Genomic DNA, 14,213 nt, shown 5'->3' with positions numbered 1-14,213 from the left:
TCTTCATGGGCGACGTCGGTGCACTGGCGTTGGGGGCCGCGCTCGGGGTGGTCGCGGTAGCGGCGCGTCAGGAGCTGGTGCTCTTCGTGATGGGCGGCGTCTTCGTGGTGGAGACCATCTCGGTCATGATGCAGGTGATGTCCTTCAAGCTCACCGGCAAGCGCATCTTCCGAATGGCGCCGATCCACCATCATTTCGAGCTCAAAGGCTGGCCCGAGCCGCGTGTCATCGTCCGCTTCTGGATCGTGACGTTCGTTTTGGTGCTGGTCGGATTGGCGAGCTTGAAGATCCGCTAAGCGCAGCGCCAGCCTTGGGCGCGTGTAGGCTTTGATTCGACGGGGGGGGGGAATGAAAGCGATCGAAACGGACAATCGCGGCACAGGTCCGCGCATGTCTTGCGAGCAGCTACGATGAGTCTGCTGTCCGATACCGCGAAGACCCTGGTGGTCGGGCTCGGTAAGACAGGGCTTTCCTGTGCCCGTTATTTGCGCTCGCAAGGCATCGCGACGGCCGTGACCGACTCGCGCGAGAATCCGCCCGGCTTGCAGCAATTGCGTGATGAGATGCCCGAGGTCGCGGTCTTCGTCGGCGGATTCGAGTCCGAAGCCTTCGCAGCCGCCGCGCGTTTGATCGTCAGTCCGGGTGTTCCGGTCTCCGACCCCTTGATTCGGGATGCGATGGCACGCGGTGTCGAGGTCATCGGCGACATCGAGCTCTTCGCACGTGCCGCTCGGGCGCCGATCTGCGCCATCACCGGATCGAACGGCAAGAGCACGGTGACGACCCTGGTCGGGCAGATGGCTGCGGCCGCCGGAGAGCGTGTGTCCGTCGGCGGAAATCTGGGCGAGCCGGCGTTGGGTTTGCTGGACTCCTCGGTCGAGCGCTATGTCCTGGAGCTGTCGAGCTTCCAATTGGAGACCACCTTCGGTCTCGGCGCCGATGTGTCGGTCGTGCTCAATATCTCGGCCGACCACATGGACCGCTACCCGGATCTGGACGCCTATGCGCAGACCAAGGCGCGCATCTACCGCGGAGCACGTGTCGCCGTCGTGAACCGCGACGATCCGATCGTCGCGGCCATGTTGCGCGAAGCCGAGCTTGAGATCGGATTCACCCTCGGCGAGCCGACGGGCGGTGATTTCGGGCTGCGCGTCCACGACGGGGCACGTTGGATCTGCCGAGGGACGCAGCCCCTGATGTCGGTCTCCGAGGTCCGCATCGCGGGTCTGCACAACCTGGCGAACGCCCTTGCGGCCTTGGCGCTGGCATCCGGATGCGGCCTGCCGATGGAGCAGTGCTGCGCGGTTCTGCGTCGTTTCTCGGGTCTGCCGCACCGCAGCGAGCTGGTCGCCGAGCGCGACGGCGTGCGCTGGTACGACGATTCCAAAGGGACCAATCCGGGGGCGACGGTGGCGGCACTCGAAGGCTTGATTCCTCCCGGGAGCACCGGCCGTGCAGTCCTGATCGCCGGCGGCGAGGGCAAGGATGCCGACTTCGCGCCTCTGCGCTCGGCGGTCAAGCGTACGGCACGCGCGGTGGTTCTGATCGGACGCGACGCCGGGCTGATCGCGCAGGCGTTGGACGGCGAGGTTCCGCTGTTGGAAGCCGCGAGCATGCAGGACGCGGTCGCCCGGGCGGCGGCGATCGCCCGGCCCGGCGATACGGTCCTCCTCTCGCCGGCCTGCGCCAGTTTCGATATGTTCGAAAGCTACGAGCATCGCGGGCGAGTCTTCGCCGAAGCGGTACGGGGGCTCGGAGCATGACGGTTGCTGCCCGCCAGGTACGTGGAAATCCAGCGCGCAGTGCACAGCGCCGGCGCGAGCGTTCGGTCGCCGGAGTCGACTACGCCTTGCTCTTTTGCGCCTTGGGATTAGTGGCGTTCGGCGTTGTGATGGTCGCCTCGGCATCGATGTCGATCGCGTCCAACTGCTGCAACGATCCCTTCTATTATGTCACGCGCCACGGCTTTGCGCTGGGGCTCGCCTTGACCGCGGCTGTCCTGGCCTACAGCGTGCCCGTCGAGTGGTGGGAGCGCGGCGGGGTCTGGCTTTTTCTGTTCGGTCTCCTATCGCTCGTCTTGGTGTTGGTGCCGGGTGTGGGCCGCGAGGTCAACGGCGCGACGCGCTGGATCCCGCTCGGTCCGCTGAATCTTCAGCCCTCCGAGCTGATGAAGCTGTTCGCGACCATCTACGTCTCCGGATACCTGGTGCGCCACGCCGACGACGTGGTCAACCGGATCTCGGGATTTATCCGGCCCATGATTTTGATCGGAATCGCCGGTACGCTGATCCTCCAGCAGCCAGACTTCGGGACCACGGCGGTCATGCTCGCGACCGTCATGGGTATGCTGTTCTTGGGCGGTGTCAGCCTCATGCCCTTTGTCGTCTTGTTCCTGGTCGTCGCCGCCGGGCTCTTGGTGCTGGTCATCATCTCGCCCTATCGACTGCAGCGCGTGACCTCCTTTTTGGATCCCTTTGAGGATCCCTTCAACACGGGCTATCAGTTGAGCCAGGCCTTGATCGCCTTCGGTCGCGGTGAGTGGCTCGGTGTGGGGCTGGGCAACGGGATCCAGAAGCAGTTCTTTCTTCCGGAGGCCCATACGGACTTTATTGCGTCGGTCGTCGGCGAGGAGCTCGGTCTTGTCGGGATGCTGATGCTGATCACGGCATTCGTGTTCCTGACGTGGCGTGCCTTCTCCATCGGGGCGCGTGCGGAGGCCGTCGCCGAACGTTTCTCCGCCTATGTCGCCCAGGGGATCGGCCTCGGTCTCGGTCTGCAGGCCTTCGTGAACATCGGCGTGAATGTCGGGATGTTGCCGACCAAGGGTTTGACGCTGCCCTTCATGAGCTACGGGAGCAACAGCCTGATTGCGGCCTGTATGTCGATCGCGATCCTTCTGCGGATCGATGCGACGGTCCGTCGGATCGAGGCCGAGAAGGGGCCGGGGCGGAGGCTGCCATGGGTGCGAGCGTAGCCATCATGGCCGGGGGAACCGGCGGCCATGTCTTTCCCGCGCTTGCGGTCGCCGAGCGTTTGCGCGAGCAGGGTGTGGGTGTCTTCTGGATCGGCACGCGTCACGGGATGGAGTCGCGTCTGGTGCCCGAGCACGACTTGGAGATGGAGTGGATCCGCATTGAAGGACTGCGCGGCAAGGGGGTCGCTCAGATCCTCGGCGCCCCCTTCAAGATTGCGGTTGCACTCTGGCAGGCTGCACGGATCCTGCGTCGACGTCGTCCCTCGGTGGTCTTGGGGATGGGTGGATTCGTCTCCGGACCCGGTGGCTTGGCCGCTCGGGTGTTGGGTCTGCCGCTGGTGATCCATGAGCAGAACTTCGTGCCCGGGATGACCAATCAGTGGTTGGCGCGGATCGCGACACGGGTGTTCGAGGCATTTCCCGGGAGCTTCCCGGGTGTCCGTGGTGCGCAGGCTTGCGGAAATCCGGTGCGCCGCGCGATCGTCGATCTGCCGCCGCCGCGCGAGCGCCTGGCCCGGCGCCGCACGGAAGGGGCTGCCGAGCCGGCTCGACTGCTGATTCTGGGCGGATCGCTCGGGGCTCAGGTCCTCAACGAGATGGTCCCCGCCGCGCTGGCGGGGCTGCCGGCGGAGCGGCGTCCGAGCGTGCGCCATCAGGCCGGCGAGCGCACGCTCGAGACCGCGCGGGCGGGCTATCGGGCGGTCGGTGTCGCGGCCGAGGTCGTTCCCTTTATCAACGACATGGCCGAGGCCTACGGTTGGGCCGACCTGGTCGTCTGCCGTGCCGGCGCGCTCACCGTCTCGGAGCTGGCCGCCGCCGGCGTCGCCTCGGTCTTGGTGCCTTATCCGTTTGCGGTCGACGACCATCAGGTCGGCAATGCCCGCTATCTCGCCGATGTCGGCGCGGCGCGACTTGTGATTCAGCGCGATCTGACCGTTGCCGATTTGACCGCGCTGCTCCATGAATTGCTGGGCGATCGCGAGATCCTGTCGGCGATGGCCGATGCGGCCCGCGGGCGCGCGCAGCCGGATGCCGCGGGACGGATTGCGGCTGCTTGCTTAGAGGTCGCCGGTCGATGAACGCACACCTTCAACATACCGCCGCCCGGATGGGTCGGGTTCGCCGACTCCACTTTGTGGGGATCGGTGGCTCCGGGATGAGCGGCATCGCCGAGCTGGTGGCTAATCTGGGCTACGAGGTCGCGGGGTCGGATCTGCGCGAGAGCGATGCGACGCGTCGTCTCAAAGGGTTGGGTGTCGAGATCTTCATCGGTCACCGGGCCGAGCAGGTCGCGGATGCGGACGCCGTCGTGGTGTCGAGCGCGATCGACGAAACCAATCCCGAGATCCAAGGGGCCAGAGCTGGGCGCATCCCGATCGTGCGGCGCGCCGAGATGCTCGCCGAGCTGATGCGTTTCTACTACGGTGTGGCGGTGGCCGGGACGCACGGCAAGACGACGACCACGAGCCTGGTGGCCAGCATCCTCGCCGAGGGCGGGCTCGACCCGACCTTCGTGATCGGCGGTCGGCTCAACAGTGCGGGAGCCAATGCCAAGCTGGGGACGACCAAATATCTGGTCGCCGAGGCCGACGAGAGCGATGCTTCCTTCCTCTATCTGCAGCCCATGATCTCGATCGTCACCAATATCGATGCCGATCACATGCGCACCTACGGCAACGACTTCAATCGGTTGCGTAGCACCTTCACGGAGTTCCTGCATCATTTGCCCTTCTACGGGCTAGCGGTGCTCTGTATCGACGACGACGAGATCCGTGCCTTGATCGAGACGGTACCGCGCCCGGTGCGGACCTACGGCACGCGCGCGGAGGCCGACGTGCGCGCGGTCGAAATTCGTCAGGACGGCATGCGCACCCGTTTCCGCGTCGAGGCGCGGGATCTCGAGTCGCCGCTGGAGATCGATCTGAATCTGCCCGGTCGGCACAACGTGTTGAACGCCCTGGCCGCCATCAGCGTCGCGCTCGAGCTGGGTGTCGAAGAGGAGGCGATCGCGCGTGCCCTGTCCCGGTTCGAAGGGGTCGGGCGCCGCTTCATGATGAGCGAGCTGACGGACATGCGCGGTCGCCGACTCCTCTTGGTCGACGACTACGGTCACCATCCGCGCGAAATCGCGGCCACCTTGGCGGCCGCGCGTGCCGGTTGGCCCGGACGCCGGCTGGTCCTAGTCTTCCAACCCCATCGGTATACGCGGACGCAGGAGCAGTTCGAGGACTTCGTGGCGGTCTTGTCCAGCACGGACGCGCTGGTCTTGTGCGAGGTCTACCCAGCCGGCGAGGCGCCGATCGCGGGTGCCGACGGGCGTGCATTGAGCCGTGCGATCCGCACGCGCGGCGAGCTGGATCCGGTCTTCGCACAGGCGATCGACGAGGTTCCGGGACTTTTGGACAATCTGGTGCTCGACGGGGATATGGTGCTGGTGATGGGTGCCGGCGACATCGGCGGCTTGGCGGCGCGTCTGCCGAGCTTGATGGCCCGGTCGGAGGCATGATGGGCGAGCTGCGCGAGCGCGAGCCGCTCTCCCGCCACACCAGTTGGCGGGTCGGCGGGCCTGCGCGCCGTTTTTTTCGGCCGACGGATGCGGCGGATCTGGGCACCTTCCTGGAGCGGCTCGACCCGCAGGAGCCGCTCTTGTGGCTCGGGCTCGGGAGTAACCTGCTGGTGGACGACGCGGGTTTTCCCGGCACGGTGATCCAAACCCAGGCCTGTCTGACCCGGTTGGAACGACGGGGTGCGACCGGGATTCATGCCGAGTCCGGTGTCTCCTGTGCCAAGGTGGCGCGTTTCGCGGCGCGGCACGATCTGGTCGGGTGCGAGTTCCTTGCCGGCATCCCCGGCACCATGGGTGGCGCGCTCGCGATGAATGCGGGCGCCTGGGGCGGCGAGACCTGGGCGCATGTGGTCTCGGTGCGGACCATCGATCGGTTCGGTCGGATTCGCGAACGGGTGCCGACCGATTTCTCGATCGGCTACCGCGAGGTCGTCGGACCACCCGGCGAGTGGTTCCTGGACGTCGCGCTGGAGCTTGCTCCCGGCGACGGCAAGGCGGGGATGGCCCGGATTCGCGAACTGCTCCACCGGCGTGCGCAAACACAGCCCGTGGGGCTGCCGAGCTGCGGATCCGTGTTCCGCAATCCGCCCGGCGATCATGCCGCCCGCTTGATCGAGGCGCAGGGGCTCAAGGGGTATCGGATCGGCGGTGCTCAGGTGTCCGAAAAGCACGCGAACTTCATCATCAACACGGGCGCGGCCAGTGCCGCGGACATCCGCGAGCTGATCGACCTGGTGCAGCGTCGGGTCGAGGACGCCACGGGCGTCAGACTGGTGCCCGAGGTCAAACAAATCGCCGGAGAGCATCCATGACACCGGAGAAAATTCAGGCGCGCGCTCGCTTCGGCAAGGTCGCCGTGCTCCTCGGCGGGCGCGCGGCGGAGCGCGAGATCTCGCTCAAGAGCGGCAGTGCCGTGCTGGCCGCCTTGCTGCGTCAGGGCATCGACGCCCATGCGCTGGATCCGGACGAGCGCGTTCTGGAGCATCTGCGCACCGGGGGCTTCGATCGCGCCTTCATCATTTTGCACGGGCGCGGCGGCGAAGACGGTCAGATCCAGGGCGCGCTGGAGACCATCGGGATGCCCTACACGGGCTCCGGTGTGCTGGGCTCGGCGCTGGGCATGGACAAGTATCGCTGCAAGCTGGCTTGGACGGGCTGCGGCCTGCCGACGGCCGCCTCGGTGCTGCTGCGCACGCAGGCCGATCTGGCCGGTGCCGAGGCGTTGGGCTTTCCGCTCATGATCAAGCCGGTTCACGAGGGTTCGAGCATCGGGATGGCGCGCGTCGAGGACCGGGCCGCACTCGCCGATGCCTGGCGCGCGGCACGCGGTTACGACGCACTGGTCCTCGCCGAGCGTTGGATTCAGGGGGCCGAATACACCTGTGCCGTGCTCGGACAGGAAGCGCTCCCCATGATCCGGCTCGAAACGCCACACGCCTTTTACGACTTCGAAGCAAAGTACCGGGCCGACAGCACGCGCTATCACTGTCCCTGCGGTCTGCCCGAAGCGGATGAGTCGCGCTTGCAGCGACTCGCGCTCGACGCCTTCGAGGCGACCGGTGCGAGTGGTTGGGGTCGTGTCGACCTGATGGTCGACGGGAGCGGCGAGCCGTTCCTGCTGGAGATCAACACGGTGCCCGGGATGACCGATCACAGCCTGGTGCCGATGGCCGCGCGGGTGGCGGGGCTGGACTTCGACACCCTGGTTTGGCGGATCCTGGAGACGAGTCTCGACCGTGGCTGACCCGGCACGCATCACCCCCCCGGTCGTGGAGGTGCGTGAGCACCGCTCCGGGCCTTGGCTTGCTCTGGTCGGGTTCCTTTTGATCTCGGTGATGGCGAGCGGGATTTGGCTGCTCGGTCATTGGGAACCGCAGCTGTTGCCGGTGCGCATCATCGAGGTCGAGGGTGAGCTGCATCACCATTCGTCACGTTTGTTGCAGGAGACCATCAGCGAGCGGTTGCGCGGCGGCATCCTGACGGCGGATCTGAAGGATTTGAAGCAGGCCGCGGAGGATCTGGCCTGGGTCGGGCGCGCTAGCGTCCGGCGCGTGTGGCCGGATCGGCTGCAGGTCGCGGTCGAGGAGCACCGCCCGATCGCGCGCTGGAATCGCGACGGTCTGGTGACCGCCGAGGGCATCGTTTTTCGGCCCGGTACGGGTACGGTCCCGGCGGGTCTGCCGCTGCTCGAAGGCGAGGATCGACGTGCGCCCGAGGTTGTGAAGCGCTACGTGCAGTGGCGCGACGATCTGATGTTGATCGGCCATCTGATCCAGACCCTTTCGGTCGATCCGCGCGGGGCTTGGCGTGTCGAGCTGGTCATGGGGGTCGAGTTGTATCTCGGCACGGAAGGCGTCGATCAGCGGCTTGCGCGCTATATCGCCAGCGCGACGCAATTGGAGGCGGCCGGTCAGCCGCTGGTGGTGGACCTGCGCTACAGCAACGGTTTCGCCGTGAAATGGGCAGCGAACGCCGAGCCGCAGGCTCGCGCGACAACGGATCGCCCTACGCGATCCGGCAAACGAGGATAAGACCGGATGTCGAGACGTAACGACAAGAATCTATTGGTGGGCCTGGATATCGGGACCTCGAAGGTCGCCGCCTTGGTCGGCGAGCTCAAGGACGACAACCAGATCGAGATCATCGGTATCGGCACACACCCCTCGCGGGGTCTGAAGAAGGGCGTGGTCGTCGACATCGAGTCGACCGTCCAGTCGATTCAGCGCGCGGTCGAGGAGGCCGAGCTGATGGCCGGCTGCGAGATTCATTCGGTGCATGCCGGGATCGCCGGCAGCCATGTGCGCAGCCTCAACTCGCACGGCATTACCGCGATCAAGGAGGTCGAGGTCACCCAAGCCGATGTCGATCGGGTCATCGATGCGGCGCGCGCCGTGGCGATCCCGGCCGATCAGAAGATCCTGCACATCCTGCCGCAGGAGTTCATCATCGACGACCAAGAGGGAATTCGCGAGCCGATCGGGATGTGCGGCGTGCGCCTCGAGGCCCGCGTGCACATGGTCACGGGTGCGGTGAGTGCAGCCCAGAACATCATCAAATGCATCCGGCGCTGCGGGCTCGAGGTCGACGACCTGGTGCTCGCGCAGCTCAGCTCGAGCTATTCGGTGCTCGGCGACGACGAGAAGGAGCTCGGCGTCTGTGTCGTCGACATCGGCGGCGGGACGACGGATCTCGCCGTCTTCACCGACGGGGCGATTCGTCACACCGCGGTGATCCCGATCGCCGGCGATCAGGTCACCAACGACATCGCGGTCGCGCTGCGCACGCCGACGCAGCATGCCGAGCTGATCAAGGTCAAGCATGCCTGCGCGCTGGCGCAACTGGCGGCCAACAGCGAGTCCATCGAGGTGCCGAGCATCGGCGATCGCCCGCCACGCAGGCTTTCGCGCCAGACCTTGGCCGAGGTGGTCGAGCCGCGTTACGAGGAGCTTCTGACCCTGCTCCATAACGAGCTGCGCCGCAGCGGTTTCGAGGATCTGGTCGCGGGCGGCGTGGTGTTGACCGGCGGCAGCTCGAAGATGGAGGGCCTCATCGAGCTGGCCGAGGAGGTCTTTCACATGCCGGTGCGTCTGGGCGTCCCGCAGTACGTCATCGGGATGGACGAGGTGGTGAACAATCCGATCTATTCCACCGGGGTGGGCTTGCTGATGTACGCGCGTCAGCACCGCTTCTCGCGGCGTCCGGAGATCGGGGATTCCGCCGGGCTGCGGGGTGCTTGGGCGCGGATGCGCAGTTGGTTCCAGGGCAACTTTTGATCAAGTCGTATCGGTTGACCCGTTGCGGTCGCTGATTGTTCGGGCGTTGCCGAACGACGTGCGGGTGCTCGCCGAGGCGGTTTGAGTCGGTCGGATGCTTTCGGCGGAGGCTTTCACCCCGTTGAAGGCGAGTATGGGACGGGGTGTTTGGTCAAGCCCCGTCGGTCGGGGGGCCGCGGCCTGCGGCCTCGAGCTACGGCGCGTCTTGCGTCGCGGCGGTGTCGGGGGGCGTTCGCGCCGTGGCGCGCACGTACGAGGTTTCATAGGTCGTGCAACATACGCATTCGAGAGGAGACAACAGCATGTTTGAGCTCATGGATACCCACAGTCAGAGTGCCGTCATCAAGGTCGTCGGGGTCGGGGGCGGCGGCGGGAACGCCGTCAACCATATGGTCGCCGCGACCATCGAAGGGGTCGACTTCATCTGCGCCAACACCGACGCTCAAGCGTTGAAGAGTTCGCAGGTGAAGACCATCCTTCAGCTCGGCGCCGGCATCACCAAGGGATTGGGCGCGGGGGCGGACCCCGAGGTCGGCCGCAACTCCGCGATGGAGGACCGCGATCGCATCCAAGAGGCACTGGAAGGTGCAGACATGGTGTTCATCACCGCCGGCATGGGCGGCGGNNACGGGTACCGGCGCCGCGCCGGTCGTGGCGCAGGTCGCGAAGGAGCTCGGGATCCTCACGGTTGCGGTGGTGACCAAGCCTTTCCCGTTCGAGGGGACCAAGCGTCGCCGCATCGCCGAGGAAGGGATTGCCGAGTTGGCCAAGCACGTCGACTCCCTGATCACCATCCCCAACGAAAAGCTCCTGGCGGTTCTGGGTAAGGATATGAGCCTGCTCGGCGCCTTCAGCGCCGCCAACGACGTGCTGTTGCATGCCACCCAAGGTATCGCCGAGCTGATCACGCGTCCGGGCTTGATCAACGTCGACTTCGCCGATGTGAAGACCGTCATGTCCGAGATGGGCGTGGCCATGATGGGTACGGGTGCCGCGCGCGGCGAGCATCGTGCCCGCGAGGCGGCCGAGGCCGCCATCCGCAGCCCGCTGCTGGAGGACATCGACCTGGCCGGTGCGAAGGGCATTCTGGTCAATATCACCGCCGGCTTGAGCCTGACCATCGGCGAATTCGACGAGGTCGGCAATACGGTGCGTGATTTCGCCGACGACGATGCGACGGTCGTGGTGGGTACCGTCATCGATCCGACTCTGGATGACGAGCTGCGCGTCACCGTCGTGGCGACCGGGCTGGGCGAGCGTCGCGTCATGCTCAAGCGCCAGGGCGCCCATGAGGCGGCGGCGATGCATCTGGTCAGCAGTGCGGGCAGCAACGAGAGCGCGCCCAACTACAACGACCTCGGGCGTCCCGCCATCTATCGCCGCGGCGGTGCCGCAGCGGCGGCGGAAGCGGTGGTCGAGAGCGATCTCGACTATCTCGATATCCCGGCGTTCCTGCGCCGCCAGGCCGATTGATCAGGGGTTTCCCTGTATCGAATAGTTCTTCTAAAACAGTCGTCTTTAAAATGGTTCGTTGTTGATCTTGATAAACGTCGGGGAAAACCCTAAGCTTATCGGCAGGTGGCTCGCATGCGAGCCGCAAAACAACATGACGAATGGAAAACGACCGTGGCACCGGCATGGATTCGCCGGGTCACGCTCGGTCGTCGATCAGCCGGCAACGGATGCCGATAGCCGCCATGGCTTGCGATGGGAGACCTCGACCGATGCTCAAGCAGCGTACCTTGAAGAATGTGATCCGGGCGACCGGTGTCGGCCTGCACACCGGCGAGAAGATTCCGTTGACCTTGCGGCCGGCGGCTCCCGATACGGGGATCATCTTCCGTCGGGTCGATTTGGACGTGCCCGTCGAGATCAAGGCGACCCCGTTCAATGTCGGCGATACCCGGCTGTCCACGACCTTGGTCAAGGGCGATGTCCGCGTCTCGACGGTCGAGCACATCCTGTCCGCCTTTGCCGGACTCGGGATCGACAACGCCTATGTGGATGTCGGCGCCGCCGAGGTGCCGATCATGGACGGCAGTGCCGGACCTTTCGTGTTCCTGGTGCAGTCGGCAGGTGTGGAAGAGCAGAACCGTGCCAAGCGCTTCATCCGGATCAAACGGCCGGTCGAGGTGCGCGACGGCGACAAATACGCGCGCTTCACGCCTTACAACGGATTCAAGGTGGAGTTTTCGATCGACTTCGACCATCCGGCATTCCATGCGCGCTCCAACCGGGCGATCATCGATTTCTCGACCTCCTCGTTCGTCAAAGAGGTCAGCCGTGCACGTACCTTCGGTTTTCTGCGCGAAATCGAGGCCTTGCGTGCACAGAATCTGGCGCTCGGGGGCAGTCTCGACAACGCCGTGGTTGTCGATGAATACCGTGTTCTCAACGACGAAGGTTTGCGTTACGAAGACGAGTTCGTGAAGCACAAGATCCTGGATGCGATCGGTGATCTCTATCTCTTGGGGCACACCCTGATCGGATCTTTCCAGGCCCACAAGTCCGGGCACGCGCTCAACAACAACCTATTGCGCGCATTGGTGGCGGACGTCAGCGCCTGGGAAGAGGTGGTGTTCGAAGACTCCGCCGAATCCCCGATCTGCTATGCACACCCGGTAGCATTGGCCTAAACCGCGCCCGGCGCGGTATGCGATATTTCTGGATGGGATCGGCCCCGGGGGACTTGGCGACCGTTGGAGTTGGCGCGGTTTAAGATATTAAAAGAGATATCATTTTAGACTGCGTCCCCGTTAAGGGTCGTGGATGCGGCACATGTCGAGCTCGCTCGAAACTGAGCATCTCGCTCCGGACGTGGTTTGGGCCGACTTCGGAGCGGGCGTCTTTCCGGCGACGCGCGATCCCGGCGATTCATCCTCCCCATCCCCGACCGTCCTCATGGTGGTCGGGGTATGGTTTTTTGCGAAACGCCGAAAGATCTCGGCCAGCACCGGATCCGACATCCCGTCCGCCGCGCCGAGCAGATGCGTAAGCGTCCGATCGGTCAGTCGGCCGCCGCTCGGTTGCCCCTCGACCGCCCCCGGCAGTTTCGCCCCGAGGGCATCCACCCCGTCGCCCTGTGCGCGGACGCGGACCTGAGTGATCACCTTCGCGACGCCCTCGCGCTCGAGGGCTCGAGTCAGATCATCGATCTGAAAGCGTGCGCGTGTGACCCAAGCCGGCGAATCGAGAAAAAGCGTCAGGACGCCATCGGCAAGCACGGCGTCTCGACAATGTGCACGCAGCGGATCGGGCAACCGGCTCAAGACCATGCCGAGCAGCGCCAGCTCCCGGTCGCGGTGCTCGAGATGCCGACGGATCAATCGGTTGGACTGAAGGAGCTCACGGACGTGGGCCAATCCCGGACGAAGCATCGGTGGTCTACCTCGACATGCGCAAGGCCTGAGCAAACCGCGTCTCGATGTTTGCTTGCGGCGAAAAACGAATCGACCTGAGGCGCGATTGTGGCGACAATTAAAAGATATGCCCAGCGCTCAACAGTAAAGACCAAAGCAGAGTAAAAACGATGCACCACCTCGATCGACGAAAAACCGCTCGCGGACAGGCCGTTATAGCACTCTTGGCCGTTATCTTGTTTACCTTGGCCGGTGGAGGATTAGGATTCTGGATCGGGCACTACCAAAATATGACGCCAATTGTCGACACTCGCACTCAGCCGTCCCTCGTTCCCCGTTCCTCGCCCGCAAATTCCATCCTCTCGTCCGCCCCCGCTGCTACCGAAGATCTGGATGTGATCGCCTCGCGCGTCGGCGAGATGCAAGCCGAGCTGCTCAGGTTGAATGCGCTCGGCGAACGACTGGTTCAGATGTCCGGACTGAATCCCGAAGAGTTCGATTTCACGGATCCGCCGCCGCGTGGCGGTGCCGAGGAAGGTCCGGCGCGTGACTTTACGATCCGCGAGATCGCCAGCGAGCTCGGCAGCATGGTCAGCCTGGTTCAGGATCGCAAGCGCAAGCTCGAGGTCCTCGAAGACGTCATCGTGGATAAGGGTCTCGCCGCGCAGGTGATGCCCTCCGGTTGGCCGGTCCGCTCCGGCTACATCACCTCGAGATTCGGTTTTCGGGTGCATCCCATCAAGAAGAAGCGCCTCTTCCACGAGGGTGTCGACTTCGCAAGTCCACGCGGTACTCCGATCGTCGCGGTCGCCGACGGTGTCGTGACCTTCAGTGGTCGCAAGGGCGGGTACGGGCGCACGGTCGACATCCGGCATGTCAACGGGCTGGTCACGCGCTATGCCCACAACCAGGACAACCTGGTCAAAGAGGGCCAGATGGTTCGGCAGGGACAGAAGATCGCGACGGTCGGATCCTCCGGGACCGCGACCGGTCCACATGTCCATTTCGAGGTGATCAAGGACGGCAAGGCGGTCGATCCCTTCCGCTATATCGACCGTCAACCCAGGCCCGTGCTGGCCAGCGCGTCCGAGGATCAACCCGGTTAGGACGCGGGTGCCTCTGTAGCAATCGGGGGCGTGGGGTTGCCGGGGGTTTGTCCAGGCAGGCGCCGCAGACCCCGGCCCCGGGCGCACCTCCGACGGCACCTGCGGTTGTCGTTGAATTCCGGTATCATGCCGGGATTTTCCCGACAGGTCTCAAACGTATCCGATGGTCAAGCATCTGTTCAAGAAGGTCTTCGGCAGCCGGAATGACCGGCTCGTCAAGACACTGCTCAAGTCCGTCGCACGGATCAACGCCCTCGAGCCCGAACTCGAGCCACTCTCGGATCAGGCCCTGGCCGCGAAGACGACTGAGTTTCGCGAGCGACTTGCTGCGGGTGCCGATCTCGACAGCTTGATCCCCGAGGCATTCGCGGTTGTGCGCGAGGCATCCAAGCGAACGCTCGGCCTGCGCCACTTCGACGTGCAGATGGTCGGCGG

Annotated in this window: 11 protein-coding genes and 3 pseudogenes; 13 read left to right on the top strand and 1 reads right to left on the bottom strand. The window is 65.0% G+C overall.

Features of this window, described 5'->3' with window-relative positions; all coding sequences use genetic code 11:
* The 11 genes and pseudogenes from B4N44_RS13385 to lpxC form a co-directional block, all read left to right on the top strand.
* Positions 1–296, top strand: a pseudogene (locus tag B4N44_RS13385) (phospho-N-acetylmuramoyl-pentapeptide-transferase); the annotation flags it as partial.
* Between the two features lie 114 nt (positions 297–410).
* A complete protein-coding gene (gene murD / locus B4N44_RS13380; RefSeq protein WP_296701640.1) occupies positions 411–1,763 on the top strand; it encodes a UDP-N-acetylmuramoyl-L-alanine--D-glutamate ligase in 1,353 nt (450 codons plus the stop codon).
* Positions 1,760–2,974 carry a putative lipid II flippase FtsW gene (gene ftsW / locus B4N44_RS13375; protein ID WP_296701638.1) on the top strand — a complete coding sequence of 405 codons (1,215 nt, stop codon included), beginning with the start codon at positions 1,760–1,762 and terminating at the stop codon, positions 2,972–2,974. The genes murD and ftsW overlap by 4 nt, the downstream gene beginning before the upstream one ends.
* The gene (gene murG, locus B4N44_RS13370; protein WP_296701636.1) at positions 2,959–4,053 is read left to right on the top strand and encodes an undecaprenyldiphospho-muramoylpentapeptide beta-N-acetylglucosaminyltransferase; all 1,095 of its coding nucleotides are present in this window, start codon (positions 2,959–2,961) and stop codon (positions 4,051–4,053) included. Before ftsW ends, murG begins: the two co-directional genes overlap by 16 nt.
* Positions 4,050–5,480, top strand: coding sequence for a UDP-N-acetylmuramate--L-alanine ligase (murC, locus tag B4N44_RS13365; protein ID WP_296701634.1), 1,431 nt, complete (start codon positions 4,050–4,052; stop codon positions 5,478–5,480). Before murG ends, murC begins: the two co-directional genes overlap by 4 nt.
* Complete coding sequence (murB, locus tag B4N44_RS13360; RefSeq protein WP_296701632.1) at positions 5,477–6,352, top strand: UDP-N-acetylmuramate dehydrogenase; 876 nt, start codon at positions 5,477–5,479, stop codon at positions 6,350–6,352. The genes murC and murB overlap by 4 nt, the downstream gene beginning before the upstream one ends.
* Complete coding sequence (locus B4N44_RS13355; RefSeq protein ID WP_296701630.1) at positions 6,349–7,284, top strand: D-alanine--D-alanine ligase; 936 nt, start codon at positions 6,349–6,351, stop codon at positions 7,282–7,284. The genes murB and B4N44_RS13355 overlap by 4 nt, the downstream gene beginning before the upstream one ends.
* Positions 7,277–8,071, top strand: a complete 795-nt coding sequence (locus tag B4N44_RS13350) for a cell division protein FtsQ/DivIB (protein ID WP_296701629.1) — start codon at positions 7,277–7,279, stop codon at positions 8,069–8,071. The genes B4N44_RS13355 and B4N44_RS13350 overlap by 8 nt, the downstream gene beginning before the upstream one ends.
* A gap of 6 nt (positions 8,072–8,077) precedes the next feature.
* Entirely contained in the window at positions 8,078–9,313 is a 1,236-nt protein-coding gene (ftsA, locus tag B4N44_RS13345) for a cell division protein FtsA (protein ID WP_296701627.1), read from the top strand.
* Positions 9,314–9,615: 302 nt separating this feature from the next.
* Positions 9,616–10,786: pseudogene (ftsZ, locus tag B4N44_RS13340) on the top strand (cell division protein FtsZ).
* Between the two features lie 251 nt (positions 10,787–11,037).
* Positions 11,038–11,949 carry a UDP-3-O-acyl-N-acetylglucosamine deacetylase gene (lpxC, locus tag B4N44_RS13335; protein ID WP_296701625.1) on the top strand — a complete coding sequence of 304 codons (912 nt, stop codon included), beginning with the start codon at positions 11,038–11,040 and terminating at the stop codon, positions 11,947–11,949.
* A 120-nt stretch (positions 11,950–12,069) separates the two neighbouring features.
* On the opposite strand, the gene B4N44_RS13330 is transcribed toward lpxC, so the two are convergent.
* Positions 12,070–12,690 carry a DUF721 domain-containing protein gene (locus B4N44_RS13330; RefSeq protein ID WP_296701623.1) on the bottom strand — a complete coding sequence of 207 codons (621 nt, stop codon included), beginning with the start codon at positions 12,688–12,690 and terminating at the stop codon, positions 12,070–12,072.
* A gap of 377 nt (positions 12,691–13,067) precedes the next feature.
* Between B4N44_RS13330 and B4N44_RS13325 the strand changes: the two genes are divergently transcribed.
* Complete coding sequence (locus tag B4N44_RS13325; RefSeq protein WP_296701620.1) at positions 13,068–13,778, top strand: M23 family metallopeptidase; 711 nt, start codon at positions 13,068–13,070, stop codon at positions 13,776–13,778.
* A 163-nt stretch (positions 13,779–13,941) separates the two neighbouring features.
* A pseudogene (gene secA, locus B4N44_RS13320) lies at positions 13,942–14,213 on the top strand (preprotein translocase subunit SecA); the annotation flags it as partial.

It is taken from the genome of Thiocapsa sp. UBA6158 (assembly GCF_002423035.1).
GTDB lineage: Bacteria > Pseudomonadota > Gammaproteobacteria > Chromatiales > Chromatiaceae > Thiocapsa.
The sequence above is the reverse complement of the archived record's forward strand: the minus strand, read 5'-3'. Positions and strand labels throughout refer to the sequence as shown.

Excerpts from the sequence above, each read along its gene's own strand:
- murD (WP_296701640.1), top strand. The coding sequence starts at position 411 with ATGAGTCTGCTGTCCGATACCGCGAAGACCCTGGTGGTCGGGCTCGGT.
- ftsW (WP_296701638.1), top strand. The coding sequence starts at position 1,760 with ATGACGGTTGCTGCCCGCCAGGTACGTGGAAATCCAGCGCGCAGTGCA.
- murG (WP_296701636.1), top strand. The coding sequence starts at position 2,959 with ATGGGTGCGAGCGTAGCCATCATGGCCGGGGGAACCGGCGGCCATGTC.
- murC (WP_296701634.1), top strand. The coding sequence starts at position 4,050 with ATGAACGCACACCTTCAACATACCGCCGCCCGGATGGGTCGGGTTCGC.
- murB (WP_296701632.1), top strand. The coding sequence starts at position 5,477 with ATGATGGGCGAGCTGCGCGAGCGCGAGCCGCTCTCCCGCCACACCAGT.
- B4N44_RS13355 (WP_296701630.1), top strand. The coding sequence starts at position 6,349 with ATGACACCGGAGAAAATTCAGGCGCGCGCTCGCTTCGGCAAGGTCGCC.
- ftsA (WP_296701627.1), top strand. The coding sequence starts at position 8,078 with ATGTCGAGACGTAACGACAAGAATCTATTGGTGGGCCTGGATATCGGG.
- lpxC (WP_296701625.1), top strand. The coding sequence starts at position 11,038 with ATGCTCAAGCAGCGTACCTTGAAGAATGTGATCCGGGCGACCGGTGTC.
- B4N44_RS13330 (WP_296701623.1), bottom strand. The coding sequence starts at position 12,690 with ATGCTTCGTCCGGGATTGGCCCACGTCCGTGAGCTCCTTCAGTCCAAC.